This is a genomic window from Candidatus Omnitrophota bacterium (assembly GCA_040755155.1).
Classification (GTDB): Bacteria; Hinthialibacterota; Hinthialibacteria; order Hinthialibacterales; family Hinthialibacteraceae; genus JBFMBP01.
Window position 1 is genome coordinate 1 of sequence record JBFMBP010000085.1, and the last position, 24,316, is coordinate 24,316.

Here is a 24,316-nt window from a genome sequence, read left to right on the forward strand (position 1 = left end):
GACGCTGTAGACTTATACCGCGTTACCAGTGCTCAATCCTCAATCCCAACGCATGGAGGAAATTTATGAAAAGCAAAGTAATCCAATTATCCCATCACAAAGATGAGGAATCTTCGTTGGAGCGTCCTTGGGTGTTCATGGACGCCGGGGACACCTTCATCTACGCCTTTCCGACTCTTTACGAAGCGATATGGGATTGTTTCCACCATGCGGAAATCGATATCGATATCGAAGACATCGAAGCGGCGGCGCGCCGCTACCTGACCTCCCATTCGCGCGCCGATCTGACGTCGCAAAAGAAATTCGAGAAATACTTCCGGAATCTCTATCAGGGCGTGCTGGAGGACCTCGGTTTTCCGGGAGAGGAAATGGCGATTTACGTTGACGATTTGTGGCATGAATGGGAAGAAGGCTGGAGGCTGCGGCTGTTCGACGACGCCATTCCCGCCTTAATCATGTTGATGGAGGCCGGATTCCATTTGGGAATCGTAACGAATTGGGATCGCACGTTCGATCCCTTGCTGGAACGCATGGGATTGACGGATTTATTCGACGTAATCGTCGTTTCCTGCCGGGAAGGAGTGGCGAAGCCGGATCCGCGCATTTTTCAATTGGCGCTCGAACGGGCGGGAACGACGGGCGATCAATCCTGGTTTATCGGCGATCAATTGGACATAGATATTCAACCCGCTAAGAAATTAGGCATGAAAACGGTCCTTGTGGATTATTACGGCAATACGGAAGATGTGGAGGGAGCCGATTTCGTAGTGCCCAGCCTCAGCACGGCGGCGCTGACCATGGCCTTGGAAGAAGATTTTATGCGTCACGGCGGCGATGGATCGGAATAATGCCAATTCCTATTAGGGGTTGCTGATATTAGCATAAGTCTTGACAAACATGCATATTATGATATGCATTTCTCAAGAAATGCACAAGAGAATCTGCGTGTATCTTACAAAACCATTGCACACAAGCAATTCCGAATTTAAAAACTCCTTCACCCATCGCCTTGCTCCCGCCGTTAAAACGGCGGTTTAATGAAATTTGCCCCTTTAAAAGGGGGCATTTGATAATAGCCTTTTAAGGCTGGGTTTTCCTTGTGGCAATAAAGGTTTTCAGCATACCCTTATTAGGATCAGGCGGCAAGGAGCAAGGTTTCTTTTACCCTGAACGATATTTGCATAAGGCGTCTGCGCGGCATTATCTCCTGTGCCGCCGTTCGATCGTAATCATACGGTGGGTTTTGGAGGTTGATTCCTCGTTATCGAGGCTATCGGGCATGTGGGGGGCTTTTTCTTCTGCGGGTGGACTCTCCGTTTTGGATTTGGCGGCCGCATCGCTGACCTGGAGATGCGCTTCCATAGTAGAGATCAACTGATCGGTCTCTTTTTCTTTCTTATCCAAAACTGCGCTTTCTTTATCCAGGGCGGATAGTTCTTTTTCCTGTCGCTGCAATACGGCGTTTCGTTCCTCGAGATTTTTCCGGCAACGTTCTTTCTTGCTCTCTTCCTCGCTTCGGGCAAGCAACGTTTTGAGATTTTCGACGGTCTTGCGCATATCCTGAACTTGGGATTGCAACACGCCCTGGCGCTGAGCGAGAAGGTATTTCTGGAAACTGAGGATGGATTTTTTTTGGCGTTGAAGATCGATGCGCAGATGGCTGGATTCAGTAACGTCGCTGGCCAATCCCCGGCTGATTCGAACATATTGGGCTTTTTTGACCGCCAGGTCTTTAGCCAGGAGCATGGCGTTTTCTCTGTCTCCCGTTTTCTGGCATTCGAGAAATTCGCTCATCTTGGTTTCGAATTCGCGCAGAACGGGATTCTCCATCCGCGTCTTTTTCATTTTCTCTTCCACCTGCCAGAGTTTATCCATATAAAAAACGATTTGCCTTCCCAGGCGGGTTACATGGGGCGTCGCCCACTGGACTTCTCCGGCAGGAATGAGATGCTGCTTCAGATACATATTCAGGGTATGTTGCGCAAGGAGAAATAAGATTTTCAATTCCTGGGCGATGACGCGAAAATCCCCCCGCAGGCTTTGTTGGACGCTGTTTTTCAAGGAGTCCGCCGTCTCTTCCTTTTCCCGAAGAAGAGCGTCCGCTTGGGCGGCGGTCATCCAATAAATCCTTCCGTTTTGAACCACGCGGATCAGTTCGGCGGCGTTGCAATCCCGCTGGCGAAACGTATTTTCCACAACGCTTTCCAAAAAGGACGAAAGTTTTTCCATCGAAAAATTGTCGGTGGAGGAACCGAGAATATCCTCGAATGTGATGGAAATAGCGTCGTTGTTCGTCATGCGTAAACCTTACATCGGCGCCGGAAGCGCGAGCGGCGATTCTTGTTGTCCTTGGACGTGAATGGCAATATTTTATTCCCCCATTAACGATGAAGCGAACGATTTCAACATCAAGCCCCTGCAAAAATCCCTCAATGCTTGAAGTGCATTCCGGAACCGCGACTCTTAACCATTTCGGCTTGGTGGGATGGCTGCATTTGGGCCGCCGATTTGCGCGGCGTTTTTTGAATCTCTTCGAGATTGACCTTGATCTCCGACTCCTTTAGGATATTTTCGGATATATGTTGAATGACTACGTCCACCTCGTTTTCCTGCCGTTCGAGGATTGAGGTCTCTTTTGTGAGGGCTTCCAACTCGCCGGATTTTTCCATGATCTCCTCTTCTGCTTTATCGGCGTCATAAAAGCGAAGCTTGTCGATTTGCGCCGCCGCCGCATCGAGTCCTTCTTCTTCCGCTGACTCCAGAGATTGCCGCACGGAGTGGATATTTTCCCGCAACTGTTCCAGTTCGAGCTGTAAGGCGTCTTTGCGGGTGGAACAGATTTCATTTTGGGAACTGATGATGCGTTTTTTCGTTTTTTGCAAATTCAAACGATGGTAATACATCGTCTGCACGTCCGGTTCGATGGCGCGCGCAATGCGGAGGTATTGCCGCTTGTTAGATGCCAGAAGCTTCGCCAATTCGGCGGCGCGGGTTATATTGCCGTTGTCTTTCGCATTCATAAACTCGCCCATCATTTGCTCGTAATAATCAAGCAGGGGACTTTTGCGCCGTTTTTCCGCCATAATGGCTTCGCACTCGGTGGATTGGGCGACGCCTTCGCTGATCTCCTTCTGACGGCGAAATAAACTGGGTTCAAGCCGTTCGATTTCGTTTTTGGGGACCAGTTCTTTTTGTTTAAATTGTTGAAGAGTATAGTTGGCGATAGCCAGCAAGATTTCCAATTCCTGGCGGATGATCTTCAACTCCCCTTTCAACGCTCTCTGAACGTCCCGCTGCAATTCGGGAGTATGCGACGTTTCAAGGAATTCGGAAGCTTGTTTTTGAGTCATCCACGTCACTTTGCCCCCGTGAACGACTTTCACTAAATGGTTGGGGTATACTCTGGCCTGTTCGGAGGCGATTTGCGTCGCTTTATTTAAAAATGCCTCCACCCGCTCCATAGATATTTTCCCGTTTTCGTCAAAGAGAGCGTTAAAATCCATGGCTACGGCGCCTGTTGTTCGAGAACTCATCGGTTGGATTCCCTTTGTCTTCCGTAAGAATTTAGACTTATTATCATTATAGGGGCGAATCCATGAATTAATCAATAAATAACCAATTATATTTTCTATAGATCCATCAAATCCACGAAACGGCGGCGGCGAGATGACAACTACTTGGATCGGAAGTAGTTATTTTTCTTCGCTCGCGTCGCCCAATTATTAATAAACCAGATGCCCTAACCCTCTCTCGCAAACTTGTTTTCCCCCTCTCCGTAATCGAAAGGATAATTAGCCTTACGCGCGATTAAAAATATATTATATTGATAGTTGCATAATGAATTATATTTTTAAAGGCTTCCATATTATAATCGATTCAATTCTTTCTTTAATTTAATTTTTTTTCGCCATATCTGCAAATTTTGAGGGATGTAATGGCTTTCCGATGAATAACTCAAGTTGCGCAATTCCATTTCCTCGCTAAAGAGACTCGCCGCTTATCGCTGCTTTTAGGATTCTTATTCTCCTTGAGATGAAAAGGAAATAGAGAAATACTGTAAATAAATACGCGCTATCCTGCGTCCAGACGGAAGAACTTTATATAACTGTTGTATAATCCTTTAATATATGAAAACTTGAATCGTCTGGTCAGGGCATTGGATTGTAGGCCTAACATCATTTAAACGCAGAAAATGATACGAATCAATAACCTTGTAAAATACTATGGAAAAGTTCATGCGGTAAACGATCTTTCCCTCGATATCCGCCGCGGCGAATTTTTTGGTTTTCTAGGGCCTAACGGCGCCGGAAAAACAACAACCATCAAAATCATGGTAGGGCTTTTGCGGGCCACCTCCGGCCGCATCGCCTTGGGCGGCGGAGACGGGGAGGAATACGACATCGCCGCCGACCAGGAAAAAGCCAAGGCGATTACGGGCTATATTCCCGACAGCCCTTATCTTTACGATAAGTTGACGGGATATGAGTACATTCATTTCGTGGGAGGATTGTACGGCGTTCCGGAGAAAAAAATCGATGCCCACATTCAGGATTATTTCCGCATCTTTGGACTGCTGGACGCCGCTCACGATTTGATCGAATCCTATTCGCATGGCATGAGGCAGAAGGTGGTGATGACCGGCGCCTTGGTTCACGATCCTAAAGTATTGGTGGTCGACGAGCCGATGGTGGGTTTGGACCCTCGCAGCAGCCGCCTAGTAAAGGATTTGTTGAAACAAAAAAGCCGCGAAGGAATGACGATTTTTCTTTCCACCCACACGCTCGATATCGCGGAAGAACTTTGCGACCGGATCGGCATCATTCAACGGGGTCAGTTGATCGCGTTGGGAACGATGGAAGAATTGCGCCAACAAGCGAAAGAAGGCTCTTCCGACTTGCGCCTGGAGTCGCTATTCCTTAAACTAACGGAACAACAAGACGAGAGTTGATCCGCTAAACCAATGAACGCCATGCAAACCGGCCAAGACGCCGCTTATAAATTGCTCACCACCCGGTTCGGAGAGATTGAAGTCCGTCCTTCGGATATCGTCACTCTGCCGGAGGGATTGCTCGGATTCAATCTTTTCCGCCGCTATATCGTTTTGGAAGATCCGGAACAAGCGCCGTTTTTATGGCTGCAATCGGTGGATGAACCCGACCTGGCGTTCGTGATCGTCGATCCTTTCCTCTTTTTCCCCGGATACGAAGTCCAAGTCAAACCACAGGAATTGTCCTCTGTTCAAGTGGAAGACATTGCCAAAGCGAAAATTTTAACGATCGTCACCATTCCCCCTAATCCTATGGAGTTGACCGCCAATCTGCGCGGCCCCTTGGTTTTCAACGTGGAAGCGAAATTGGCCAAACAATTGGTGTTGATCGACGACCGCTACAACACCAAACATTCCTTATTGAAGGATATTCCACCTTATCTGGCATCTCCCCCGGAAAAAAAGTCCGGCGAAAAAATAAATAGAAACCATGGAAACGAGAAGAACGATCGTTCGACGAGCGATGAACATTCGCCAAAGGAAGCCGGAATTGCAGGGGATTAAAGCTATCCGATTCGGGCATTGGAGGCCCATATGCTGGTTCTAAGCCGCAAGAGAGACGAAAGCATCATTATCGGCGATGACGTCGTCATCACGGTAGTGGATATCAAGGGAGAACAAGTGAAGATCGGCGTCACGGCTCCCAAAAGCGTCTCTATTCATCGCAAAGAAGTCTACGAAGCCATTCAGAAAGAAAACCTCGCCGCCGCCAAAGCCGAGGTTCAAAATCTGAGCGGTTTGGTCAAAGTTCTGCAAAAAAAACAATCGCAACCCGCCTCTTGATATCCAGCGCTTCGCACGGAAATTTCCTCTCGCTTCTCGCGAACATATAAATTCTTCTTGTAGTTTCCTCTTTTTTCCCGCTTGCGGCAGCTCATCGAAAATAAATACGAAGCAAATAAAAAAAGAACATTATTTTTTTATTCTTATTTTGGTATGATTCAGGTCGTTCTTCGAAAATTGGCCTTGAATCATCCTTGCGCAACCAGATTAATCCTCATTGAAAAGGAGGCGTTAACGGATGGAATCAACCATCTTTCTCTGACGAGCTTCTTTCCCAAGAATTGGGAAAGCCGCTGGCGAAAGGGAATCGCTCCTTTCCTCATTAATTCATCGCGCGCCTTTCGTCGATTGATACTCTATTCAAGCGGTTTGGGATCGGCGTGGAGAATTTTTCCGAAAATCTCTACGCTCTTGTTCTCTCCAATGGGGAGAAAAATTGGATTGCGCACTTGTTTTCGCAATCCAAATAAGAATCGTAAACCTACTGCGCACTATACAAATTTTCAATGAAACAAAGGAGAAAATAACTATGTTGAATTGTCTCAAAAGAAAAGGTCTTATTATCCTGGCCTTGCTTCTCTGCGCGGCCAGCGCTCCGGCCCAGACGGTGTTGTTCGAAGAAACATTCGACGCCATCGCGCGCGAAGGCCGTCCGGCGGGATGGGAGTATACGCCAGGCTGGTTCCATACGTTGCAGCCGCAGCCGACAGGCGACAGCGTCCATCAATGGGGAATTCCCGAAAGTACGGCCTGGGCGCAAACCGGCAATCCGGAAGTCGACTGGCAAGTCACCGAGGTTAAACGCTTTTCGATTTACGATTCCGACCGGGGAACTGACGGCCTCCGCGATTATTGGTGCAAGTACGCCCTGGATGCGGAGGGGGAGCCGATTCCCGAAGCCCCGGTTTCGGCCATCATGCCAGGAACCGATAAGTTCGTATGGACCGCACCCGAAGCCAACGCCCCTGTCTCCCGCACGCGGGCTGGAGGGAGCACCGCTCCCTGGGTCAACGAATATCCCTACCCCAATTTCGGCTCCGATCCTGTAACCGGCAAGATTGACGAGAACGCAAAAGTATTGGTCTCCGACAGCGACGAATACGGCGGAGTCAATTACAATGCGGCAATTATCACTCCCGCCGTCGATTTGAAGGGATCGAAATACGCCCGGGTTTCCTACAAATATCAGGTCGAACAAAACCAGGACAGCGAATGCGCCGCCTACGTTCAACTGGATAACGGTCCCTGGCAAACCTTGCAGCGCTTCAGCATGCACTATCATGGCGACGATTACAACTATCTTGGAGAACCGTCCTTTGTCGTGAAGACCGATGGAGCGAAAACTCTCCGCTGCTTATGGTACCAACAGGGCAATTTTTCCTGGTATTTGTGCATGGACGATTTTAAAGTAACCGGCTACGACGCAGAACCCGCCGACGGTCCCGCCAAACCCCAAGCGGTTTCGCCCGTGGGACCGATCGCTTCCGGCGAGGATGTTGTTTTAAAAGCCAGCGCCTATACCGGCGCCGCCGCTCACGCCTTTACTCAATGGCAGATTCGGGACAATGCGGGAACTTACGGCCAGCTCGTCGACTACACGGATCACTCGTTCAGCGAACTGTATCCCGTCGTCGATACCGGCATTCAACCCAATCATTATTCCAACGGCGCCTACGTTTGGCGCGAAGGCGGCGTTTGGAGCGGCGCATTGCTGCGCGATCGGCCCAATCCAGCCGCTCAACTTTCCGTACCCACTGGCGACGGATTCGGCGAGAAGACGGAACAGTTGATCCCGGCGAATATGCTGCGTCCCGGCATCAAGTATTATTGGCGGGTTCGTTACTGGGACGTTAATCTCTTGTCTTCGCCTTGGTCTGACGAACAGACTTTTACGGTGCGCGCCATTCCCGGCAAATCGTTGTTCGCTGAGAATTTCGACGGCATCCAGGATCCCGACGTGAAAGATCCAGCGGATACGATTCCCGCAGGTTGGAACGGCCTCTTTGGCTTCCAAGGTTGGGATGTGGCTTCTCTTGGCGTTTATCAGCTTTTCTACAACAATCCGGAACAGGCTTATAAGATCGCTAATAAAGCCGTGGAGCCGGGACTTTCGGCGGCCAATTCGACCGAACCGGACGGCCGCGGCCATCATGGCCGATTCCGCGGCAACGTCATGGTTTCGGAAAGCGGATCTTTTAATGACCTCACGACTCCCGAAATCAACAACAGCGCCAGCACGCAACCGCTTTATTTGTTGTTCGACGTTTCCGTCCGCACCGGCAACGATAATGTCGCTTTCGCCGTAGACTTAAAGGATGCCGCCGGCGCCACTTCTACGATTTACGAATTCAGCAATGTCAGCGCCGATTACGCGGACAGCGTTATGAAGGGACGCACCAACTCCGTTGTTTATTGCCTCTCTCCAGCGATTAAAGTGGACGCCGCCGCCGGAAAGAGAGTGCGCTTCGTCTTTTACAGCTCGGCGCAGGATGGCGGCGACGAATGGGTCGCTCTCGATAACGTGGAAGTCGTTCAATACGATCCGGCGGCTCCCGTCGGAGATTGGGAATTGTTCTAAATCAAGATGGCGCCCAAACCGCGTTGGTTGTTCATAACAAGGCGGGAACGTTTATCGCTCCCGCCTTTTTTTACGCCCTGCGCCAATCGCCTGCGCATATGCCGCTTCTCCTTTGCGCGCGGAAAGTATATCTTGGCTAAGCAATCTATCTCTTTCGGCTGCATGCTTAGTAACTCATGTTACGCATCCTGGGAGCGCGGGCGTCTCGCCCGCAGTTTGGAGACACAGTTCCAATGCAGCGCATAGGTTTTATTTTTTGTTGCGTTTTCGAATCACGAATATCACGGATTTTTTGGGATTTCACGGAAGAATCCTTTTTATGGCGTGATCCAAATGCTTATTTGATTTTTGATTTTTTTCGTGTTATTCATTATTCTTTCGAGTTTTCGTGATTCAATCGACGATCCTAATATTGCCTTAAAGTTTTTCTTCGCGCGTAACATGAGTTAGTAAAGGATAGGCTTATTAATAGGAGCATCGCAACTATGCCATTAAATTTTTCCCCCATCCAGACCCAATACCGCCGCATCGCATCGCCGATTCCCGTCCCTGAAAGCGAGGCATTTTTTTCCGAATTGGCGAAATACGAACCGCGCTCAATGGGCGGGCAGCCGCCGGTCGTCTGGGACCGCGCGGAGGGCTTTCAAGTCTGGGACGCTTACGGCAACCAATGGATCGATTTTTCCAGCGGCGTTCTCGTAACCAACGCCGGACATGGGCGCAAAGAGATGAGGGAAGCCTTGCATGAACAAATCGACCACGGCCTGCTGCATAGTTATTGTTTTTTGAATAAGCCCCGCTTCGAACTGGCGAAAAAACTATCGTCGCTGGCGCCGCCGCCTTTGGAAAAAGTATTTCTCCTGACGACAGGTTCGGAAGCGGTGGAATGCGCCGTCAAATTAGCGAGGACCTACGGCAAACGCTGTTTTGGCGATTCGAAAATCACTGTCGTCGGATTCGTGAACGATTTCCACGGACGCACGCTCGGTTCGCAAATGGCGGGGGGATTCCAAGCGCAAAAGGAATGGATCGTCAACCTGGATCCCAATATGGCGCAAGTTCCCTACCCCGACGGATTCCGCACGAAAGACGTTTCGTTCGATCTGTTTTTGCGTTCGCTGCAGGAGAAAGGCGTAACCGGCGCGGCAACGGCGGCGGTTCTGGTGGAAACTTATCCCGGCGCCAGCGCCGCGTTCATGCCGGTGGAGTACGCCCATAAATTGCGCGCCTGGTGCGACGAACATGAGGCGCTGTTGATCTTCGACGAAGTGCAGGCGGGATTCGGACGCTGCGGACGCTGGTTCGGCTTCGAGCATTACGGCGTAAGCGCCGACTTGGTCTGCTGCGGCAAAGGCGTCAGCAGCGGGCTGCCGCTGTCGGCCGTGATCGGACGGGCGGATATCATGGACATGTACGGCCCCGGCGAGATGACCAGCACCCATTCCGGCAATCCTCTCTGTTGCGCGGCGGCCCTGGCCAGCATCGGCATTATCGAACGGGAAGGATTGCTGGAAAACGCGGCGCAACTGGAGAAACCGCTTTTGCAACGCTCGCGCGAAATCATGGCGGCGTCCCAAGACCATATCGGAGCCGTGGACGGCAAGGGGCTGGTCGCGGCGCTGCAATTCGTCATCCCCGGCGGAACGGAACCGGACAAGGAATTGGCCAAACGCGTCGTCTGGCGCTGCGTGGAAAAAGGACTCTTGCTGTTCGCTCCTGTGGGCGTCGGCGGCGGAACCATCAAAGTCAATCCGCCCCTGTGCATCTCGGAAGAGGCGCTGCTGGAAGGCCTGGACGTTTTGGAAGAATGCGTCAGAACGGAAATTGAAGCCATGACCCCAATTCCAATAAAGATTAACGCATAGAATTCCCTCGCCCTCTGGGAAAGGATACGGGTGAGGAATTTTGTTACATTAACCTCCTGTGGAAAAAAAAGCAAAAAAAGGGGCGAGCGCCGCGAGACGCCCACCCAGAGACAAGGGAGTCAATCCTTGTTATGAACCAGCCAACGGAGTTTTGGCTGGCGGAGGCTCAGGTTCGGGCAGTTAACTTCCAATCAAATCCGTTTCTATAAATTCGCTTAACCAAAGGTTTCTCCCTCTCCCTCCGTTTTGGCGGATGGAAGATGCGCGGAAGAGATCCGTTTCCTTCATAACCTCAACGCAGCCCAACGCGGCGCTCGCCGACGGCGGCTCAGCGTTCTTTCTTCAGGTTGCTGAAGATGGATTTCCCCAGCGGCGGCAGTCCCTTATTGCCATTATCCGACTGAGAGCGCGACGCCATCGCCGCCGTTTCGGTCCGTTCCCCGGCGAAAGCCAGTTCCCGAACTTCTTCCTCTTCGCCGTCGAAGGTCTCGCTCAATCCTTTCTTAGCGACGTAAGGCAAGGGGGTTTTAAGCGTCTTCTGACGGTCCTGCACGCTGGGCCGCTCCTCTTCCCGCCGCTTGTCGAATTCGTTGCGGCGGGTGTGAGCGGAGCCGGTGGCCAGGATCGTAACCTTCATCTCGTCCTTCATTTCGGGATCGATGACGACGCCGAAGATGACGTTGGCGTCGCCGTCGGCTTTGTCGCGGACGTGGCGCGTGATGGCCTTATCGAGTTCGAGCAATTTGACATCCGTCCCCGACGTGATATTGATTAGAATGCCTTTGGCGCCTTCGATCACCTGCTCCTCCATGAGGGGGCTGCTGGAGGCTTGCTTGAAGGCCTCTTCGGCGCGGTTCGGTCCCTGGCCGTAGCCCACGCCCATCACGGTGCCGCCGGAGTTGTCCATAATGGCCTTGATATCGGCGAAATCGAGGTTGATCAGGCCGGGGCGCGTAATCAAATCGGCGATGGACTGGACGCATTGCTTAAGGACGTTGTCCGAGACCTTGAAGGCGTCGATAAGGGTGGTGTTTTCGTCGACGACGTTGATGAGCCGCTGGTTGGGCACGGTGATAAGCGTGTCGACTTTCTTGCGCAGAATCTGCTGCCCTTTTTCGGCGTGTCCCCGGCGGACGGAGCCTTCGAAATCGAAAGGCTTGGTGGTGATCGCCACGGAGAGCGCGCCGATTTCCTTGATGATGTCGGCGATGACGGAAGAAGCGCCCGTGCCGGTGCCGCCGCCTAGACCGGCGGTGATGAAGACGAGGTCCGCGCCCCCGAGTTCCTGGCGGATCAAGTCGCGGTCTTCATTGGCCGCCTGTTCGCCCAGCAAGGGATTGGCGCCGGTGCCAAGTCCCTTGGTGACGCTTTTTCCGATGTGAATCTTGCGGGGAGTGCGGGCGCGCTGCAAGGCTTGGACGTCGGTATTCACGACGATGAATTCCACGCCGTCCAACGAGCCGTCGCCCATCGTATCGACGGCATTGCTGCCTCCGCCTCCGACTCCCACGACCGTAATCCGGGGGCCATTGCCCTGCTCCGGGCGCACGTCTTCGGCCAGTTCGATCATCTCTCTTCTCCTTTGCTCCATATTGGCGCGGCCGCGATCGCGGCCGTAATCTTGATCCGATGCGAGTTCGATGCCCATTTTCCTGTCCTCCGGTCTCTTTCTTTTATATCCATCTTATCGGACCGAATTTTGGCTCGGCCCTAAAACGTTTCCTGAATCCACTGAAACAATCTCCGCATGACGCGCTTCATCCCCGTGCCGTAAACGGCGATGCGCGCGTCCCGCCGATCGAAGGCGTAATGCAAAAGGCCGACGGCGGCGGAATAGCCGGGGCTGGAGACGATCTCTTCGTAGCCAACTACGCCGTTGGGATAGCCGATATGCGCCTCTTTTTGCGCCAGGCTTTGCGTCTTCTCGCGCATTCCGTCCATCAGCGAAGCGCCGCCGGTCAATACGATGCCTCCAAACAAAACGCCCAACAAATCCCTCGCCCGCAGGGAGCGGATGACCTCTTCTAAAATCTGCTCCACGCGCGCTTCGATGACCTCGCAGAGCCTGCGCCGCTTGACGACGATGGTGCGCCGGTTTTTAAAGCGGACGATTTCCAGCAGTTCGTCCGGATCGATGGCTTCCGACCACGCCGAGCCGGAATATTTCTTCAAGTTCTCCGCATTGTCCACGGGCGTCTGGAAATAATGGTTGATATCGCGGGTGATATCCTCGCCGCCCACATTAATGATTTCGCTATGGAGGATTCCGCCTTCGTAAAAAACGAGAACGGAAGTCGTCGATCCGCCGATGTCGATCAAAGCCACGCCGGTATCCTTCTCCTCCTGCGTCAAGACGGATAGGCTGGAAGCGATGGGCTGGCAGGCGATCGATTCCACCAGGAAACCCGCTTTTTGCACGCAGCGCTTCAAGTTTTTCAATATCGTCTGGCGTCCGGTAATAAGATGGACGTCCACTTCGAGCACGCTGCCCTCCATTCCCAATGGATCGCGGATGTAGGGCGTCTCATCCAGGCGAAACCATCGCGGGACGGGATGAATCACTTCGTAATCTTTGGGCACGGAGCGTTCGATAGCCGCCTGCAGGCTTTGTTCGATGTCGCGTTGATTGACGGTGCGTCCGTGGCGCGACAAGACGACGGAGCCGGTCGTGTTCTGGCTTTGAATGAAAGTTCCCGAAACGCCGACGGCGGCGCAACGGATTTCCACCCCGGGAACATGGCTCAATGCCTTCCGGCAAGCGCTGGATATGGAAGCGACGATCTCTTCCAAATCCACGATGCCGGTGGCGGAAAATCCATTGCACGATTGCAGCCCCAGGCCCAACAATTCGATCACCTTGCGTTCGTTTCTCCGGGCCGCGATGGCGCATACCTTGGTCGAACCGATGTCAATGGCGAGTATATGGTTTCCGTCGTTCCAAATCGTCATCCGTTTCGCCGCTCTATTCCTGTAAGATAGCGGCCGTCCGGCTGGTACAGCCGCTTCCACTGCAACCCCTCGCTTTCGTCGAATCGCACGGCAAACCCTTTTTCGGGAAAACGGGCGTCCACGTATATCGCCCGCAGGTTTTCCTTGGTCAACGCTTTCCAAAAAGCAGATATTTTCTTATCCAAATCGGGGGAAAGCAAATCCCGCAGCACCATTACCCCAATGCGGCGGCGGGGATGAAGAACGAAGTTTTCGTCCTCTCGCCATTCCGCTTCGGCGATTTCGGCGAAAAATTCCTGAGCGCCCCCATGAAGCTGCTTCAGAAATCGAAGCCCCCCGCGAATTTGCAGATCGTTTAATTGCTCTCCAATGGCGAACGTCTTAGGAATGCGGCCGCTCAGGAGCGGCGAAGAGAGAACCAGCCGGATATCCGCCTGCTGCTCCGTCAACGTCTTCCGGTTATAGGAACGGTCGAAGCAGGGCGGAAGAATAAAACCATCTTCATCTACGCCGTGAAGCAATCCCGTCTCGGCGTTCAAGAGAAAAGCGACGGGATAGCGTTCTTCGATAACGATATGAATCCGCTTGGGAGGAACGCGCTGCACGCTGACGCGGCGGATGGCGGGATGATTCTCGAGGCGCCGCCCCAACGTTTCCATATCCACCAGCCATATGTTGGCGCCCGGAGCAATGCCCGCCTGGGCGATGATTTCCGCCTCGCCGACCCGCTCGTTGCCTTCGATCGTTATCTGCTGCACGGTGAAATCGGAGGAATCGAAAAAATAACAGGCGAGATCGAACGCAATCAAAATCAATCCCGCCAGCGTCGCGCCCAAGAGGACCACGCGGCAAAGATAGCGGATCAATCCAGCGAACGAATCCGCAAGGCGGGCGAAGAAGTTCTTCATGGCTGCGCTGCCTCCTTCGCCTTAAGAATTTTCAGAAAATGCTCGCCTGCTTTCCAAACGTCGCCCGCTCCCATGGTCGTTACTGCGTCGCCCGCCCCGCATGAATCCTCCAGAAAAGCGGGGATTTCTTCCAAACGGGGAATGTAAACGGCTTGAACGCCGCTGCGGCGGACCGGAGCCAGCAGCAGCTCGCCGCTGACGCCGGGACGCGGCTCTTCCCGTGCGGGATAGATATCGGTTAAAACCAGCAAATCGAGTCCCGCAAAAGCCCGCCCGAATTCCTCCAGCAAACTCAATGTGCGGGAATAGAGATGCGGTTGAAATACGCCAATCAACCTTCCCTTATAGCGTTCGCGCAGGGCTTCGATGGCGGCGCGGATTTCGTTGGGATGATGGGCGTAGTCGTCTAAAACGGCGATTCCCTTCGCTTCGCCTTTGCGTTCCAACCGGCGTTGGACGCCTTCGAACGTCTCCAGCGAGCGCGCCAAATCCCCGTATGGAATTCCCAGCGCTTCCCCCGCTGCGATGACAGCCAGGGCGTTGTGGGCGGCGCTGCGGCCGTTCAGGCGCAATTTCAATTCCGCCGCGCGGCGGCCTTTGACGATTGCCCCGCATTGCAAACCTTCCCGGCCCGCAACGTAGTCTACGCCGCGCACGTCGGCATCTTCCGCAAAGCCGTAGGTCGCAGTTTTATATTTCCCGGCTCTCAACGCCCGCGAATAGGGGCAATCGGCGGAACGAAGAATCCAGCCGTCCGGCTTGACGCCATTTAAAAAGAGGTGGAAACCTTCGACGATTTCTTCCATATTTTTATAGAAATCCAAATGATCGGCGTCGATGTTGTTCACTATGGCGATATCGGGATGAAGATGCGTAAACGAACCGTCGCTCTCGTCTCCTTCCGCTGCGGCCCATTCTCCATTGCCCAAACGGACATTGCCGCCAAACGCGGGAACGGAGCCGCCGATGAAAGCCGTAGGATCGAGTCCAAGTTCCGTCAGGGCGTGGACGAACATCGACGTGGTCGTAGTCTTGCCATGGGCGCCCGTAACGACTATGGAACGCCATCGTTCCAGCAAAACGCCCAGCATCTTCGCGCGCGGCCATATGGGAATCCCGCGTTCGCGAGCCGCTGCGATTTCCGGATTCGATTCCTTAACCGCCGAAGAAACTACCAGGAGAGAAGCGCCTTCCACATTTTTTGCTTGGTGTCGATGGCGGATAACGGCGCCCAGCGCTTCCAGGCGGGCGGTTAACTCGTTGGACGCGGGATCGGAACCGGTGATTTTATGGCCGCGCCGGAGCAGTTCGGGAACAAGGGCGCTTACGCCCACGCCGCCGATCCCAAGGAGGTGGATATGATTGAATGGTTGGAGAACGTTAGCTTCGTTCATATCCATCAAGCCTCAAGCCAACGGAGTATTTCCTCCGCGATCCGGTCCGCTGCATCGTCCCGAGCCAATTCCAAAGCGCGGGCGCTCATCGTCTTTCGTTTTTCTTCATCTCGAAGCAGCCCCGCCAAGGCTTCGCTTAACGCTTCCGTTGTGAGTTCGTTTTCCGGGATCAATCGCGCTGCTCCCCGCTGCGCGAAAACTTCGGCGTTCTTTTGCTGGTGGTTTTCGCTGGCGAATGGATAAGGAACGAGAATCGACGGCCGGCCCCATAAGGCGATCTCCGCCAACGAGCCGGAACCGGCGCGGCTGACGACGATATCGGCGGCGGCGTAAGCTTCTGGCATATCGTGAATGAAAGGAACCAACTCGGCCCGCTGGGGAGCGCCGAGAGTTTGCGCCCATTCGTAATTGCGTTCGCCGGCCTGAACCACGGCGCGATAGGGCAGATTTGCTTCATCCAATCGTTTCAGGGCTTCAAGGCCGGTTTCCACCAATTTACGCGCGCCTTGGCTGCCGCCTATAACGAGGATTCCGGGACATTCCTTCGCGGCGACGGACGCTTGGCGGCGGCGTTCGATCAATTCGCGGCGCAAGGGAAATCCCGTCCATTCGCACGCCGTATCCTTCAGCCATTTCTTCGTCTCTTCATACGTTATAAAAACGGAAGCGCACCAAGGCGCCATGATCCGATTCACCAGGCCGGGAATCGTGTTCTGCTCGTGCATCGTCACCCGCCAGCCCAGTATTTTTCCCGCTACCATAGCCGGGGCGGAAACATAGCCGCCGACGCCGAAGACCACGCCTTTGGGATAACGCTTCATCATCCTTAGGCAGCGCCACAGTCCCCCCGCTGCGTAGGCGAGGGAACGAAGGTTCGTCAAGGAAATCCGGCGCTGCAAACCTTCCAATTTCAATCCCACGAAATCGATTCCTTTTTTTTCCACTTCGGCGCGGTCTTTTTCCGCCTCCCGCCCGATGAAGAGAATTCCGATCACCGGTCTTTTTCTCCGAAGCGCTTGGGCTACGGCGATGGCGGGATAGAGATGGCCGCCGGTCCCGCCGCCCGTAACGACGACCGTCCCGCCGCGCCTCTCTTCCGATGCACGATTCGCCGCCGTCATAATGCCTTGTCCTTTACGGCGGCGCTCTTAAGCTATGGCTCGCGCGCGGCGCCGGGGTTTTTCCAATTCCTCGTCGAAAGCGTCCTTCGCCACGCTCATCAACAAGCCCATCAGCGACATGCTCACCAAAAGAGACGAGCCGCCATACGAGATGAAGGGAAGAGCGATTCCCGTCGTGGGAATGCTTCCCGTAACTACGGCGACGTTGAGCGCGGCTTGAACGCCGATGGCCGTCGTACATCCCACAGCCAACAAGGATCCAAAAGGATTCCGGCAGCGGAGGGCGATGCCGTACCCAATCCATATAAGCAACAAGAAAGCGATCAAGACGAGCGAACACTTCATAAAACCCAATTCTTCGCCCATCGTGGAAAAGATAAAATCGGTTTCGGAAAAAGGAGTCTGGACGTTGCTCTCGCCCAATCCCTTGCCCCATAAGCCGCCATGAGCAAAGCCGATAAGCGATTGCCAAACCTGGTAGTATTTGTCCGATTTGTGTTCTTCGGGATGGAGAAAAGCCAGAATGCGCTTGAAAAGAACGGGCTTCGCATAAATGGCGGCGGCGATGCCCGTCGTCATCGCCGCAAATACCGGCGCAAGATGCAATAACCTCCCCCCCGCCACAAACCAGATCGTCAGCGCAATCAGTCCGATGAAAAAAGTCGCGCTATGCGCCGGTTCCAATAAAATCAACGCCAAAGCGATCCCCACGAAAAGCATGGGATAGAGAACGCCATTGATGAAAGAGGCCAAACGCTCGCGCCGGTCCGCCCACACGGAGGATAGATAAATGATGATGGATATCTTGGCGAGCTCGGAAGGCTGGATTTTTTGTCCCGCAATGGGAATCCAACGCCGGGCGCCGTTCACTTCGGGAAAGAGAAAAACCATGCCCAGCATAATTATAGTAACAAGCATCAACGGGCGAGAGTAGCGCTCCCAAACGTTGTAATCCGTACTGGAAAAGAAGCGAAGCGCCGCCAATCCCAGGCTGAACCATATCAATTGCTTCCCCATGTTCTCATAGACGTTGCTGTCCAGACTCGTGGAGAAGGCGCTTTGGCTGCAGCTGAGAACCATGATGACGCCGAGCAGGATCAAACCCACGGTCAGCGCCAACAACGTCCCATTAATGAAAGAACTGGTTTTTCTCATTCCTTATACTCTTTCACCGCTTGTTTGAATCGCTCGCCCCGCTCGGCGTAGTTTTTGAACATGTCCCAACTGGCGCAGGCGGGAGAGAGAAGCAAACTTTCGCCCGGCCGCCCGTCCCGCAAAGCGTGATGGACGGCCTCTTCCAGCGTCTTTTCCAAATGGACTTGCGTAATCGTTTCCCACGCGCGCGCGAAGGCTTCGGCGGCTTCGCCGATGAGATAGACGGCGATGACTTTTTCCCGTATTAACGACAGAAGCGGATCCAGCGAATCGCCCTTGGCGCGGCCTCCGGCGATAAGCCGGATCGGCGGCGGAAGCGATCGCAGGGCAGCTTCCACCGCATGAACATTAGTGGCTTTGGAATCGTCGTAGCAGCGGATTCCCTTGACCTCGCCGGCGAATTCCAACCGGTGAGGCAAGGGTTGAAACGAATCCAAAGCGCGTAACGCCTCCAGCAGCGGCGCTCCGAACGAAACCGCCATGCCCGCGGCGGCCAGAGCGTTCAAAACATGCTGAGGCAATTGTTTGGCAAAAGAGGGCCAGGATTGGCGCTCCTCTTTCGAACCGTCGCGGAGGATTGCTTCGCCATTCGAGTAGAAGACGCCGTCAGGTCCCAACACATCCACGGCGAAAGTTCTTCTTCTCGATGGCGCCCACTCCGGACAGTCGCCCTCAACTCTGGGACCCATCCACAACGCCCCATCAGGCGCCTGATTCATCGCAATGCGAAATTTCGTTTCATAGTACTGGCGCAGCGACGCATAGCGGTCCAGATGATCGGGCGCCAGGTTGGTTATGACCGCCGCCTGCGCCCGGAACTGCTCGAAGGTCTCGCACTGAAAACTGCTGACCTCCAACACCAGCGGATCGCCGCATTCCCGCACGCCCTCGACGGCAACCTGAGCAACGGGCCGCCCAACATTGCCCGCCGCTTCAGCGCGATAGCCGCATCGGTTGAGAATATGCTCGATCATGTTCGTCACGGTCGTTTTGCCATTCGTCCCGGTTACGGCGAGAATAGGGCGATTCAAAAATCGGCAGGCTAATTCCATCTCGCCAAGCAGAGGAATATCCGCTTGCTTCAACCAGGAATAGAAAGCGCCGAAAGGCGGAACGCCGGGACTGATAACGCAAAAGTCCACTCCATGCATCGGCTTCAACGCGTCGAAATGAAATCGCACGCCGCGCGGCTCCCATTGTCGCCGCAACGCCGCCTGTTTGGCGCGGTCGTTATCGTGAGCCAGAACCTTCGCGCCTTCCCGCAGCAGCAATTCCGTCGCCCACTGGCCGCTGTCGCCCATGCCGACGACCAGCGCGCAAAGCCCCGCCAATCGGGGCGCGGGACGAGTGAGACGAGAGCGGATTTCATTTTCAACCATGATCGTCATCGCTTTTTTTTCCCATTGACTGGCGCTACCGCAGTTTCAGCGTCGCCAATCCGATAAAGGCGAACACCGCCGCTAAAATCCAAAACCGGACCACGATCGTGGTCTCGGACCAACCCTTCATTTCGTAATGATGATGCAGCGGCGCCATAAGAAAGATGCGCTTGCCCCCCCGCCAACGATACGACGCCACCTGCAGAATGACCGATAGCGATTCCAAAACGAAAACGCCGCCCACGATGAAAAGCAACAACTCTTGCTTGATCAAAACGGCGATCGTTCCCAACGCCCCGCCAATGGCCAAGGAGCCGGTGTCGCCCATAAAAACCTGGGCGGGATGGGCGTTAAACCACAAGAACGCCATGGAAGCGCCCGCCATCGCCATGACGAAAACCGTGATCTCTCCCGCTTTGGGAACGTAGAGAATATCGAGATAAGCGCTGGTATCGATGCGTCCCACGATGTACGTCAAAACGGCGAAAGCCAGCGAAGAGATGATGGTGCAGCCGCTGGCGAGGCCGTCGAGTCCATCCGTCAAATTCACGGCGTTGGACGATCCGGTAATCACCAGCGCCACGAAGGGAATATAGAAAATCCCCAATGGAATAAAGGCGTTTTTGAAAAAGGGCAGCGGGATGTCGTACGGTTTTTCATGGATGAGAGGATGGCAATAGTAAAGCAGCAAGCCCAACGTTAAGCCGATCGTCAATTGCACGATCATTTTTTGCCGCGCCTGCACGCCATGATATTTTTTCTGTTTCAATTTCGTATAATCGTCCAGAAAGCCAAGCGCGCCCAATGCCAGCGTAACGATGAGACACGTCCAAACCAACTCGTTGCCGAGATTGCCCCAAAGGAGAATGGAAAAAACGATCGATGCCAGAATCAGCGTTCCGCCCATCGTGGGCGTTCCCGCCTTGCCTTTATGGCGTTCGTAAAGGTCTTTGATGTTCTCGCCGCGAATCGTCTGTCCGATCTTCATCCGCTGCAGCCAGGCGATGAAATAGGGGCCGATGAAGACGCCGACAATCAACGCCGTCACCGCCGCCATCGCGGAGCGGAAGGAGATATAGCGCAGCACGTTCAACACGCCGAGCCATTCCGGATATCTTTCCGACAAAGGAAATAGAAAATACAATGCCATGCCCCTACGCTCCTTTCCCTGCTTCCAGCAGACATTGCCGGGCCGCTTCCCGGTCGTCGAAGGGATGCTTCACTCGCCCGATCAGTTGATAGGTCTCATGGCCCTTGCCCGCAAGAAGGAGGATGTCCCCCGTTTGCAATTTCGCTACTGCCGCCGCTATCGCCTCGCGGCGGTTGGGAACAATGATATAGCGATCCCTGGCCCAGGCCATTCCTTTTTCGATATCCTGGATAATCTTCTTTGGATCTTCCGTGCGGGGATTGTCGTCGGTAACGATGACGAAATCGCTGCGGCGCAGGGCGATTTCTCCCATAATGGGCCGTTTGCCCGCATCCCGGTCTCCGCCGCAGCCGAAGAGAGTGACGATTCGTTTATGAGGCAGCGCCGCCAGCGCGGCCAGGCATTTCTCGAGCGCGTCGGGCGTATGGCAATAATCCACAACCACCTGAGCGCCTACGCCGTTGGGGATGGATTGGAGCCGTCCGGGCACGGCGGCCAGAGTTTCGGCGCCCAGGCGGATCGCCTCCGGCGAGACGCCGCAAGCGTAAGCCGCCGCCGCCGCTCCTAGAATATTTTCCACGTTATGCCGTCCAAGCAGCGGCGTATGAATCTCGCATTCTTCGCCGCCGGGAAAGCGCAGGCGGAATCGCACTCCATCCAGCAGCAGGCGCACGTCCAGCGCGCGCACATCGGCCTCGCCATCGATGGCGAAAGTCGTAATCCGGCGCCTAGTCAAGGTTTGTTCGATGCGCCGCCCCGACTCGTCGTCCCGGTTGAGAACGGCAGAGCCATCGGGCTTGAGGTAATCCGTAAATAAGCGCAGTTTGGCGCGCCAGTACTCCTCCATCGTTTTGTGAAAATCGAGATGATCTTGGCTGAGATTGCAAAATATGGCGGCGTCGAATTCGATTTCGTCCACGCGATGCAGCGCCAGGCCGTGCGAGGAAACTTCCATCGCCAGGCGTTTGTTTCCCGCGTCGGCGATGCGGCGCAAGAGTTGCTGCAACTCGTGCGGCAAAGGCGTCGTGTTGGGAGCGTCGATCCGTCCGCCTTTGAAACGGTACTCGATGGTTCCGATAACCGCCGCCTCCTCGCCCGCCGCTTTCCAAATTTGTTCCAAAAGATGCGTGGTCGTGGTTTTGCCGTTGGACCCAGTAACGCCGGTAATGTGAAGTTCTTTGGCGGGATGGCCGTAGAAATTAGCCGCTAGGCGGGGAAGCGCGGCTAAAGTATCGGCGACGCGGATTTGGGGCAGGGAAATCGGTTCGCGCCATTCCTGAACCACGGCGGCCGCCGCGCCCTTCGCCGCCGCTTCGGGAATATAATCATGGCCGTCGAACGCCGCGCCCTTAAGCGCTACGAACAACGAATCCGGCGCCGCCTGCCGCGAATCGCAGACAAGCGCTTTCAATTCCGAGGGAATCGATCCCCTCGTTTCCAAAACGGATACGTTTGCGAACACTACCTTACCCTCAACCATCGTCTCCTCTTAAGAGGAAAATTCATTCTCAACGCGGCGTCTCAAAGGTTGAGATCATTGCAAAACTGCCAAATCATCCTGCAGAGGCCCGCCCTTTTCGGCGAATCGTGAAGAGTCGCCCGCCTCCGCCATATATGTCTATGCGCTCGTACTGCATCGTCAATAAAAAAAATATACAATAAAATGCCGTTAACGTTGAACTACCAATTTCGATTCGGCGGCGACGCCGGAATCGGTCAAGACCGGTTCGCATCGGATAACGCCAACGTCCTGCTTTCCGCCCAATGGCGTTCCTGGAGGAATTTCCTGTTCGACGACTTTTCCCGCTCCCTGAAATGAGGCGCGCAATCCCAAACTCGTCAAGCGCACAACGGCGTCGCGCAGCGGCCACGAAAGCAGATTCGGCATTACGCCCTGGCCGCCGTCCCATGGTTCCGCAGGCGGCGCGGGAAGCACTCGCGTCACGCCGAACGTGTTGGGCGCCGGAATATCCGTCTTCGTCTCCGCATTCGCATGGGGACTCTCCCCGCCCAGAGCCAACAGAGGATCGCTTTTATTGGTTGGCGTAAGCCCCCAATAGGCGATGATCTCTTCCGCGATCGTCTTCCAAACCGGTCCAGCCACATCGCCGCCGTACTTGGCTTTTTTGGGTTCGTCCACCATAACGGCGATAACAACCTGAGGGTCTTCCGCCGGGAAGAATCCAGCGAAAGAAGCGATGCGCATCTTGTAACCGTAGGTTCCGGCTTGGGGATCGTATTTTTGAGCTGTGCCCGATTTGCCCGCGATATGGAAGCCGGGTATGCGGACTTTGCGGCCTGTCCCGTCTTCTATCTCCGTTACGTCCACCATCATCTTGACGATCTCTTCCATGACTTCGCTGGGAACGATGCGGGTGGGCGTTTTCATCGGCTGGGGATAGAAGACGCCGTCCATCCCTTTATAGCCTTTGATGATATGAGGCTTGCGATAAAGGCCGCGATTGGCGATGGCGCCGTAAGCGGCGGCGATGATGAGGGTATTTGTGGAAATTTCCTGTCCGAAAGGAATGGCGCCGAGCGAAGCCGCCGTCCAACCTTCCGGAGTTCGCAGAATGCCGCCGCTTTCGCCGGGTAGTTCGAATGTGGGATATTTGCTGCCATTCTTGAAACCGAAGCGGGTGAGATAATCGTAGAGGATGCGGGCCTGGCCTTTCCAATCGTCCGGCCCGGCGCCGAGACGCGCCGCGATTTTCACCATGCCGATATTGCTGGAATGGACGATGATGTCATGGACGGATAAATTTTCGAAACGATGAATATCGTCGCGGATGGTTTTGCCTCGAAAATAGTAAGAACCATTTTCGCAATAAAAAACCGTATCGGGAGATACGACTTTCTTATCGAGAGCGGCGGCGAGAATGAACGGCTTCAAAACGGATCCAGGCTCGTACACGCCGGTGAGCATCTGATTTTGGCGGATTTCTTCGGGATATTTCGAATACTCGTTGGGATCGAAGGCGGGATAATTCGCCATCGCCAACACTTCCCCGGTCTTGGCGTGCAGCGCGACGGCGTTGGCGTAATTCGCGTCGACTTCCACCACTTTTTTCGCCAATTCCCGTTCGACGACGTATTGAATATAGGAATCGATCGTGAGTGTAACATCCACCCGGCTGGTGATTTTTTTGGTGTAATCTTCATTAGCGAGAAGTTTGCCGCTCTTGTCTTTCTCGCCTTCAACCACTTTTGCGGCGCGAGAAGAGTCCAGAATTTCGTTGCAAACCAGTTCGATGCCCGCCAAGCCATTGTTGTAGGCGTCGGTATAGCCGATAACATGGCCGGCTAAAAACCCTTCGGGATAAAAGCGGATGGATTGGGCCGTAAACGAGATGCCGGGGACATCGGCTTTTTCAAGTTTGTCTTTTATGGATTCTGGAACGTCTCGCTGGATTTCTCTCGCCTTGAACTTAGGCGATTGCAAAGCGGCGATCTGTTTTTCCATCTCCAGCGGACTCATTTTCAAAATAGCGCCCGCTCGTTGAATTGTATCCACCGCCTGGAGCTTCTTTTCCTCTTCCTGCAAGATGGGATCGGTCGCGTTTGTGATCGTCGCCTCATTAGCGACAACGGTGTATTGATAACGGTTTTGCGCCAGCGCCCGGCCATTGCGATCCAGAATCAATCCCCGGCTGGGAGGCAGCCACCCGTTTCTGCCGCTGATGCCGACATACGTGCGGGAATTTTTGCTGACCTCCGTCAGATAGTCGGCCTTGACGATCTGCAGAAAATAGAGACGGCCGATTAGCGCGGCGAATACCATTCCGGCGCCAAGCATCAGAATCCCTATTCTATAGAACGTCGTTTTCTCGCCCTTCACCAGTTTTTCCTCATCTGAATCCTTATAAATTTGCTGCTTTTCCCATCCCTCTCCCAAGATTGGGAGAGGTTAGGTGAGGGTTGATGGCATTAAGTTAATTACCCCTTGCCTTCTCCCAGCAGGAGAGAAACTTGTAAGTTTCATTCTTA

18 protein-coding genes are annotated in these 24,316 nt (G+C 54.0%); 6 read left to right on the forward strand and 12 right to left on the reverse strand.

All coding sequences use genetic code 11. The annotated features are described in order from the left end of the window. The first annotated feature begins 65 nt into the window (after positions 1 to 65). Entirely contained in the window at positions 66 to 848 is a 783-nt protein-coding gene (locus AB1656_12275; protein MEW6236154.1) for an HAD-IA family hydrolase, read from the forward strand. Positions 849 to 1,200: 352 nt separating this feature from the next. On the opposite strand, the gene AB1656_12280 is transcribed toward AB1656_12275, so the two are convergent. Both AB1656_12280 and AB1656_12285 read right to left on the reverse strand, forming a co-directional pair. Next, complete coding sequence (locus AB1656_12280; GenBank protein MEW6236155.1) at positions 1,201 to 2,298, reverse strand: hypothetical protein; 1,098 nt, start codon at positions 2,296 to 2,298, stop codon at positions 1,201 to 1,203. 131 nt (positions 2,299 to 2,429) lie between these two features. Then, the gene (locus tag AB1656_12285; GenBank protein MEW6236156.1) at positions 2,430 to 3,533 is read right to left on the reverse strand and encodes a hypothetical protein; all 1,104 of its coding nucleotides are present in this window, start codon (positions 3,531 to 3,533) and stop codon (positions 2,430 to 2,432) included. 659 nt (positions 3,534 to 4,192) lie between these two features. On the opposite strand from AB1656_12285, the gene AB1656_12290 reads away from it, so the two are divergent. From AB1656_12290 to AB1656_12310, 5 genes are all read left to right on the forward strand, one after another. Next, complete coding sequence (locus AB1656_12290; GenBank protein ID MEW6236157.1) at positions 4,193 to 4,948, forward strand: ABC transporter ATP-binding protein; 756 nt, start codon at positions 4,193 to 4,195, stop codon at positions 4,946 to 4,948. A 12-nt stretch (positions 4,949 to 4,960) separates the two neighbouring features. Continuing rightward, positions 4,961 to 5,551, forward strand: a complete 591-nt coding sequence (locus AB1656_12295) for a flagellar assembly protein FliW (GenBank protein ID MEW6236158.1) — start codon at positions 4,961 to 4,963, stop codon at positions 5,549 to 5,551. Between the two features lie 30 nt (positions 5,552 to 5,581). After that, positions 5,582 to 5,830 carry a carbon storage regulator CsrA gene (gene csrA / locus AB1656_12300; protein ID MEW6236159.1) on the forward strand — a complete coding sequence of 83 codons (249 nt, stop codon included), beginning with the start codon at positions 5,582 to 5,584 and terminating at the stop codon, positions 5,828 to 5,830. A gap of 529 nt (positions 5,831 to 6,359) precedes the next feature. Then, entirely contained in the window at positions 6,360 to 8,408 is a 2,049-nt protein-coding gene (locus tag AB1656_12305) for a hypothetical protein (protein MEW6236160.1), read from the forward strand. 485 nt (positions 8,409 to 8,893) lie between these two features. Next, the gene (locus AB1656_12310) at positions 8,894 to 10,273 is read left to right on the forward strand and encodes an aspartate aminotransferase family protein (GenBank protein MEW6236161.1); all 1,380 of its coding nucleotides are present in this window, start codon (positions 8,894 to 8,896) and stop codon (positions 10,271 to 10,273) included. Positions 10,274 to 10,601: 328 nt separating this feature from the next. On the opposite strand, the gene ftsZ is transcribed toward AB1656_12310, so the two are convergent. The 10 genes from ftsZ to AB1656_12360 form a co-directional block, all read right to left on the reverse strand. Beyond that, positions 10,602 to 11,921, reverse strand: a complete 1,320-nt coding sequence (gene ftsZ / locus AB1656_12315) for a cell division protein FtsZ (GenBank protein MEW6236162.1) — start codon at positions 11,919 to 11,921, stop codon at positions 10,602 to 10,604. Between the two features lie 62 nt (positions 11,922 to 11,983). Then, a complete protein-coding gene (gene ftsA, locus AB1656_12320; GenBank protein MEW6236163.1) occupies positions 11,984 to 13,222 on the reverse strand; it encodes a cell division protein FtsA in 1,239 nt (412 codons plus the stop codon). Continuing rightward, complete coding sequence (locus AB1656_12325; GenBank protein ID MEW6236164.1) at positions 13,219 to 14,130, reverse strand: FtsQ-type POTRA domain-containing protein; 912 nt, start codon at positions 14,128 to 14,130, stop codon at positions 13,219 to 13,221. Before AB1656_12325 ends, ftsA begins: the two co-directional genes overlap by 4 nt. Then, positions 14,127 to 15,524, reverse strand: a complete 1,398-nt coding sequence (gene murC, locus AB1656_12330; protein ID MEW6236165.1) for a UDP-N-acetylmuramate--L-alanine ligase — start codon at positions 15,522 to 15,524, stop codon at positions 14,127 to 14,129. The genes AB1656_12325 and murC overlap by 4 nt, the downstream gene beginning before the upstream one ends. Positions 15,525 to 15,529: 5 nt before the next feature. Continuing rightward, the gene (gene murG, locus AB1656_12335) at positions 15,530 to 16,645 is read right to left on the reverse strand and encodes an undecaprenyldiphospho-muramoylpentapeptide beta-N-acetylglucosaminyltransferase (protein ID MEW6236166.1); all 1,116 of its coding nucleotides are present in this window, start codon (positions 16,643 to 16,645) and stop codon (positions 15,530 to 15,532) included. A gap of 27 nt (positions 16,646 to 16,672) precedes the next feature. Further along, positions 16,673 to 17,800: a putative peptidoglycan glycosyltransferase FtsW gene (locus AB1656_12340; GenBank protein ID MEW6236167.1), complete on the reverse strand. Its 1,128-nt coding sequence runs from the start codon at positions 17,798 to 17,800 to the stop codon at positions 16,673 to 16,675. Continuing rightward, a complete protein-coding gene (gene murD, locus AB1656_12345; GenBank protein MEW6236168.1) occupies positions 17,797 to 19,188 on the reverse strand; it encodes a UDP-N-acetylmuramoyl-L-alanine--D-glutamate ligase in 1,392 nt (463 codons plus the stop codon). Before murD ends, AB1656_12340 begins: the two co-directional genes overlap by 4 nt. A gap of 25 nt (positions 19,189 to 19,213) precedes the next feature. Further along, positions 19,214 to 20,329 (reverse strand): phospho-N-acetylmuramoyl-pentapeptide-transferase, encoded by a 1,116-nt coding sequence (mraY, locus tag AB1656_12350; protein MEW6236169.1) that lies wholly within the window; start codon positions 20,327 to 20,329, stop codon positions 19,214 to 19,216. Positions 20,330 to 20,333: 4 nt separating this feature from the next. Then, a complete protein-coding gene (locus tag AB1656_12355) occupies positions 20,334 to 21,809 on the reverse strand; it encodes a UDP-N-acetylmuramoyl-L-alanyl-D-glutamate--2,6-diaminopimelate ligase (GenBank protein MEW6236170.1) in 1,476 nt (491 codons plus the stop codon). Positions 21,810 to 21,998: 189 nt separating this feature from the next. After that, the gene (locus AB1656_12360; GenBank protein ID MEW6236171.1) at positions 21,999 to 24,167 is read right to left on the reverse strand and encodes a penicillin-binding protein; all 2,169 of its coding nucleotides are present in this window, start codon (positions 24,165 to 24,167) and stop codon (positions 21,999 to 22,001) included. Between the last annotated feature and the right edge of the window lie 149 nt (positions 24,168 to 24,316).

Coding starts and splice junctions, on each gene's coding strand:
- AB1656_12275 (MEW6236154.1), top strand. CDS start 66: ATGAAAAGCAAAGTAATCCAATTATCCCATCACAAAGATGAGGAATCT.
- AB1656_12280 (MEW6236155.1), bottom strand. CDS start 2,298: ATGACGAACAACGACGCTATTTCCATCACATTCGAGGATATTCTCGGT.
- AB1656_12285 (MEW6236156.1), bottom strand. CDS start 3,533: ATGAGTTCTCGAACAACAGGCGCCGTAGCCATGGATTTTAACGCTCTC.
- AB1656_12290 (MEW6236157.1), top strand. CDS start 4,193: ATGATACGAATCAATAACCTTGTAAAATACTATGGAAAAGTTCATGCG.
- AB1656_12295 (MEW6236158.1), top strand. CDS start 4,961: ATGAACGCCATGCAAACCGGCCAAGACGCCGCTTATAAATTGCTCACC.
- csrA (MEW6236159.1), top strand. CDS start 5,582: ATGCTGGTTCTAAGCCGCAAGAGAGACGAAAGCATCATTATCGGCGAT.
- AB1656_12305 (MEW6236160.1), top strand. CDS start 6,360: ATGTTGAATTGTCTCAAAAGAAAAGGTCTTATTATCCTGGCCTTGCTT.
- AB1656_12310 (MEW6236161.1), top strand. CDS start 8,894: ATGCCATTAAATTTTTCCCCCATCCAGACCCAATACCGCCGCATCGCA.
- ftsZ (MEW6236162.1), bottom strand. CDS start 11,921: ATGGGCATCGAACTCGCATCGGATCAAGATTACGGCCGCGATCGCGGC.
- ftsA (MEW6236163.1), bottom strand. CDS start 13,222: ATGACGATTTGGAACGACGGAAACCATATACTCGCCATTGACATCGGT.
- AB1656_12325 (MEW6236164.1), bottom strand. CDS start 14,130: ATGAAGAACTTCTTCGCCCGCCTTGCGGATTCGTTCGCTGGATTGATC.
- murC (MEW6236165.1), bottom strand. CDS start 15,524: ATGAACGAAGCTAACGTTCTCCAACCATTCAATCATATCCACCTCCTT.
- murG (MEW6236166.1), bottom strand. CDS start 16,645: ATGACGGCGGCGAATCGTGCATCGGAAGAGAGGCGCGGCGGGACGGTC.
- AB1656_12340 (MEW6236167.1), bottom strand. CDS start 17,800: ATGAGAAAAACCAGTTCTTTCATTAATGGGACGTTGTTGGCGCTGACC.
- murD (MEW6236168.1), bottom strand. CDS start 19,188: ATGACGATCATGGTTGAAAATGAAATCCGCTCTCGTCTCACTCGTCCC.
- mraY (MEW6236169.1), bottom strand. CDS start 20,329: ATGGCATTGTATTTTCTATTTCCTTTGTCGGAAAGATATCCGGAATGG.
- AB1656_12355 (MEW6236170.1), bottom strand. CDS start 21,809: ATGGTTGAGGGTAAGGTAGTGTTCGCAAACGTATCCGTTTTGGAAACG.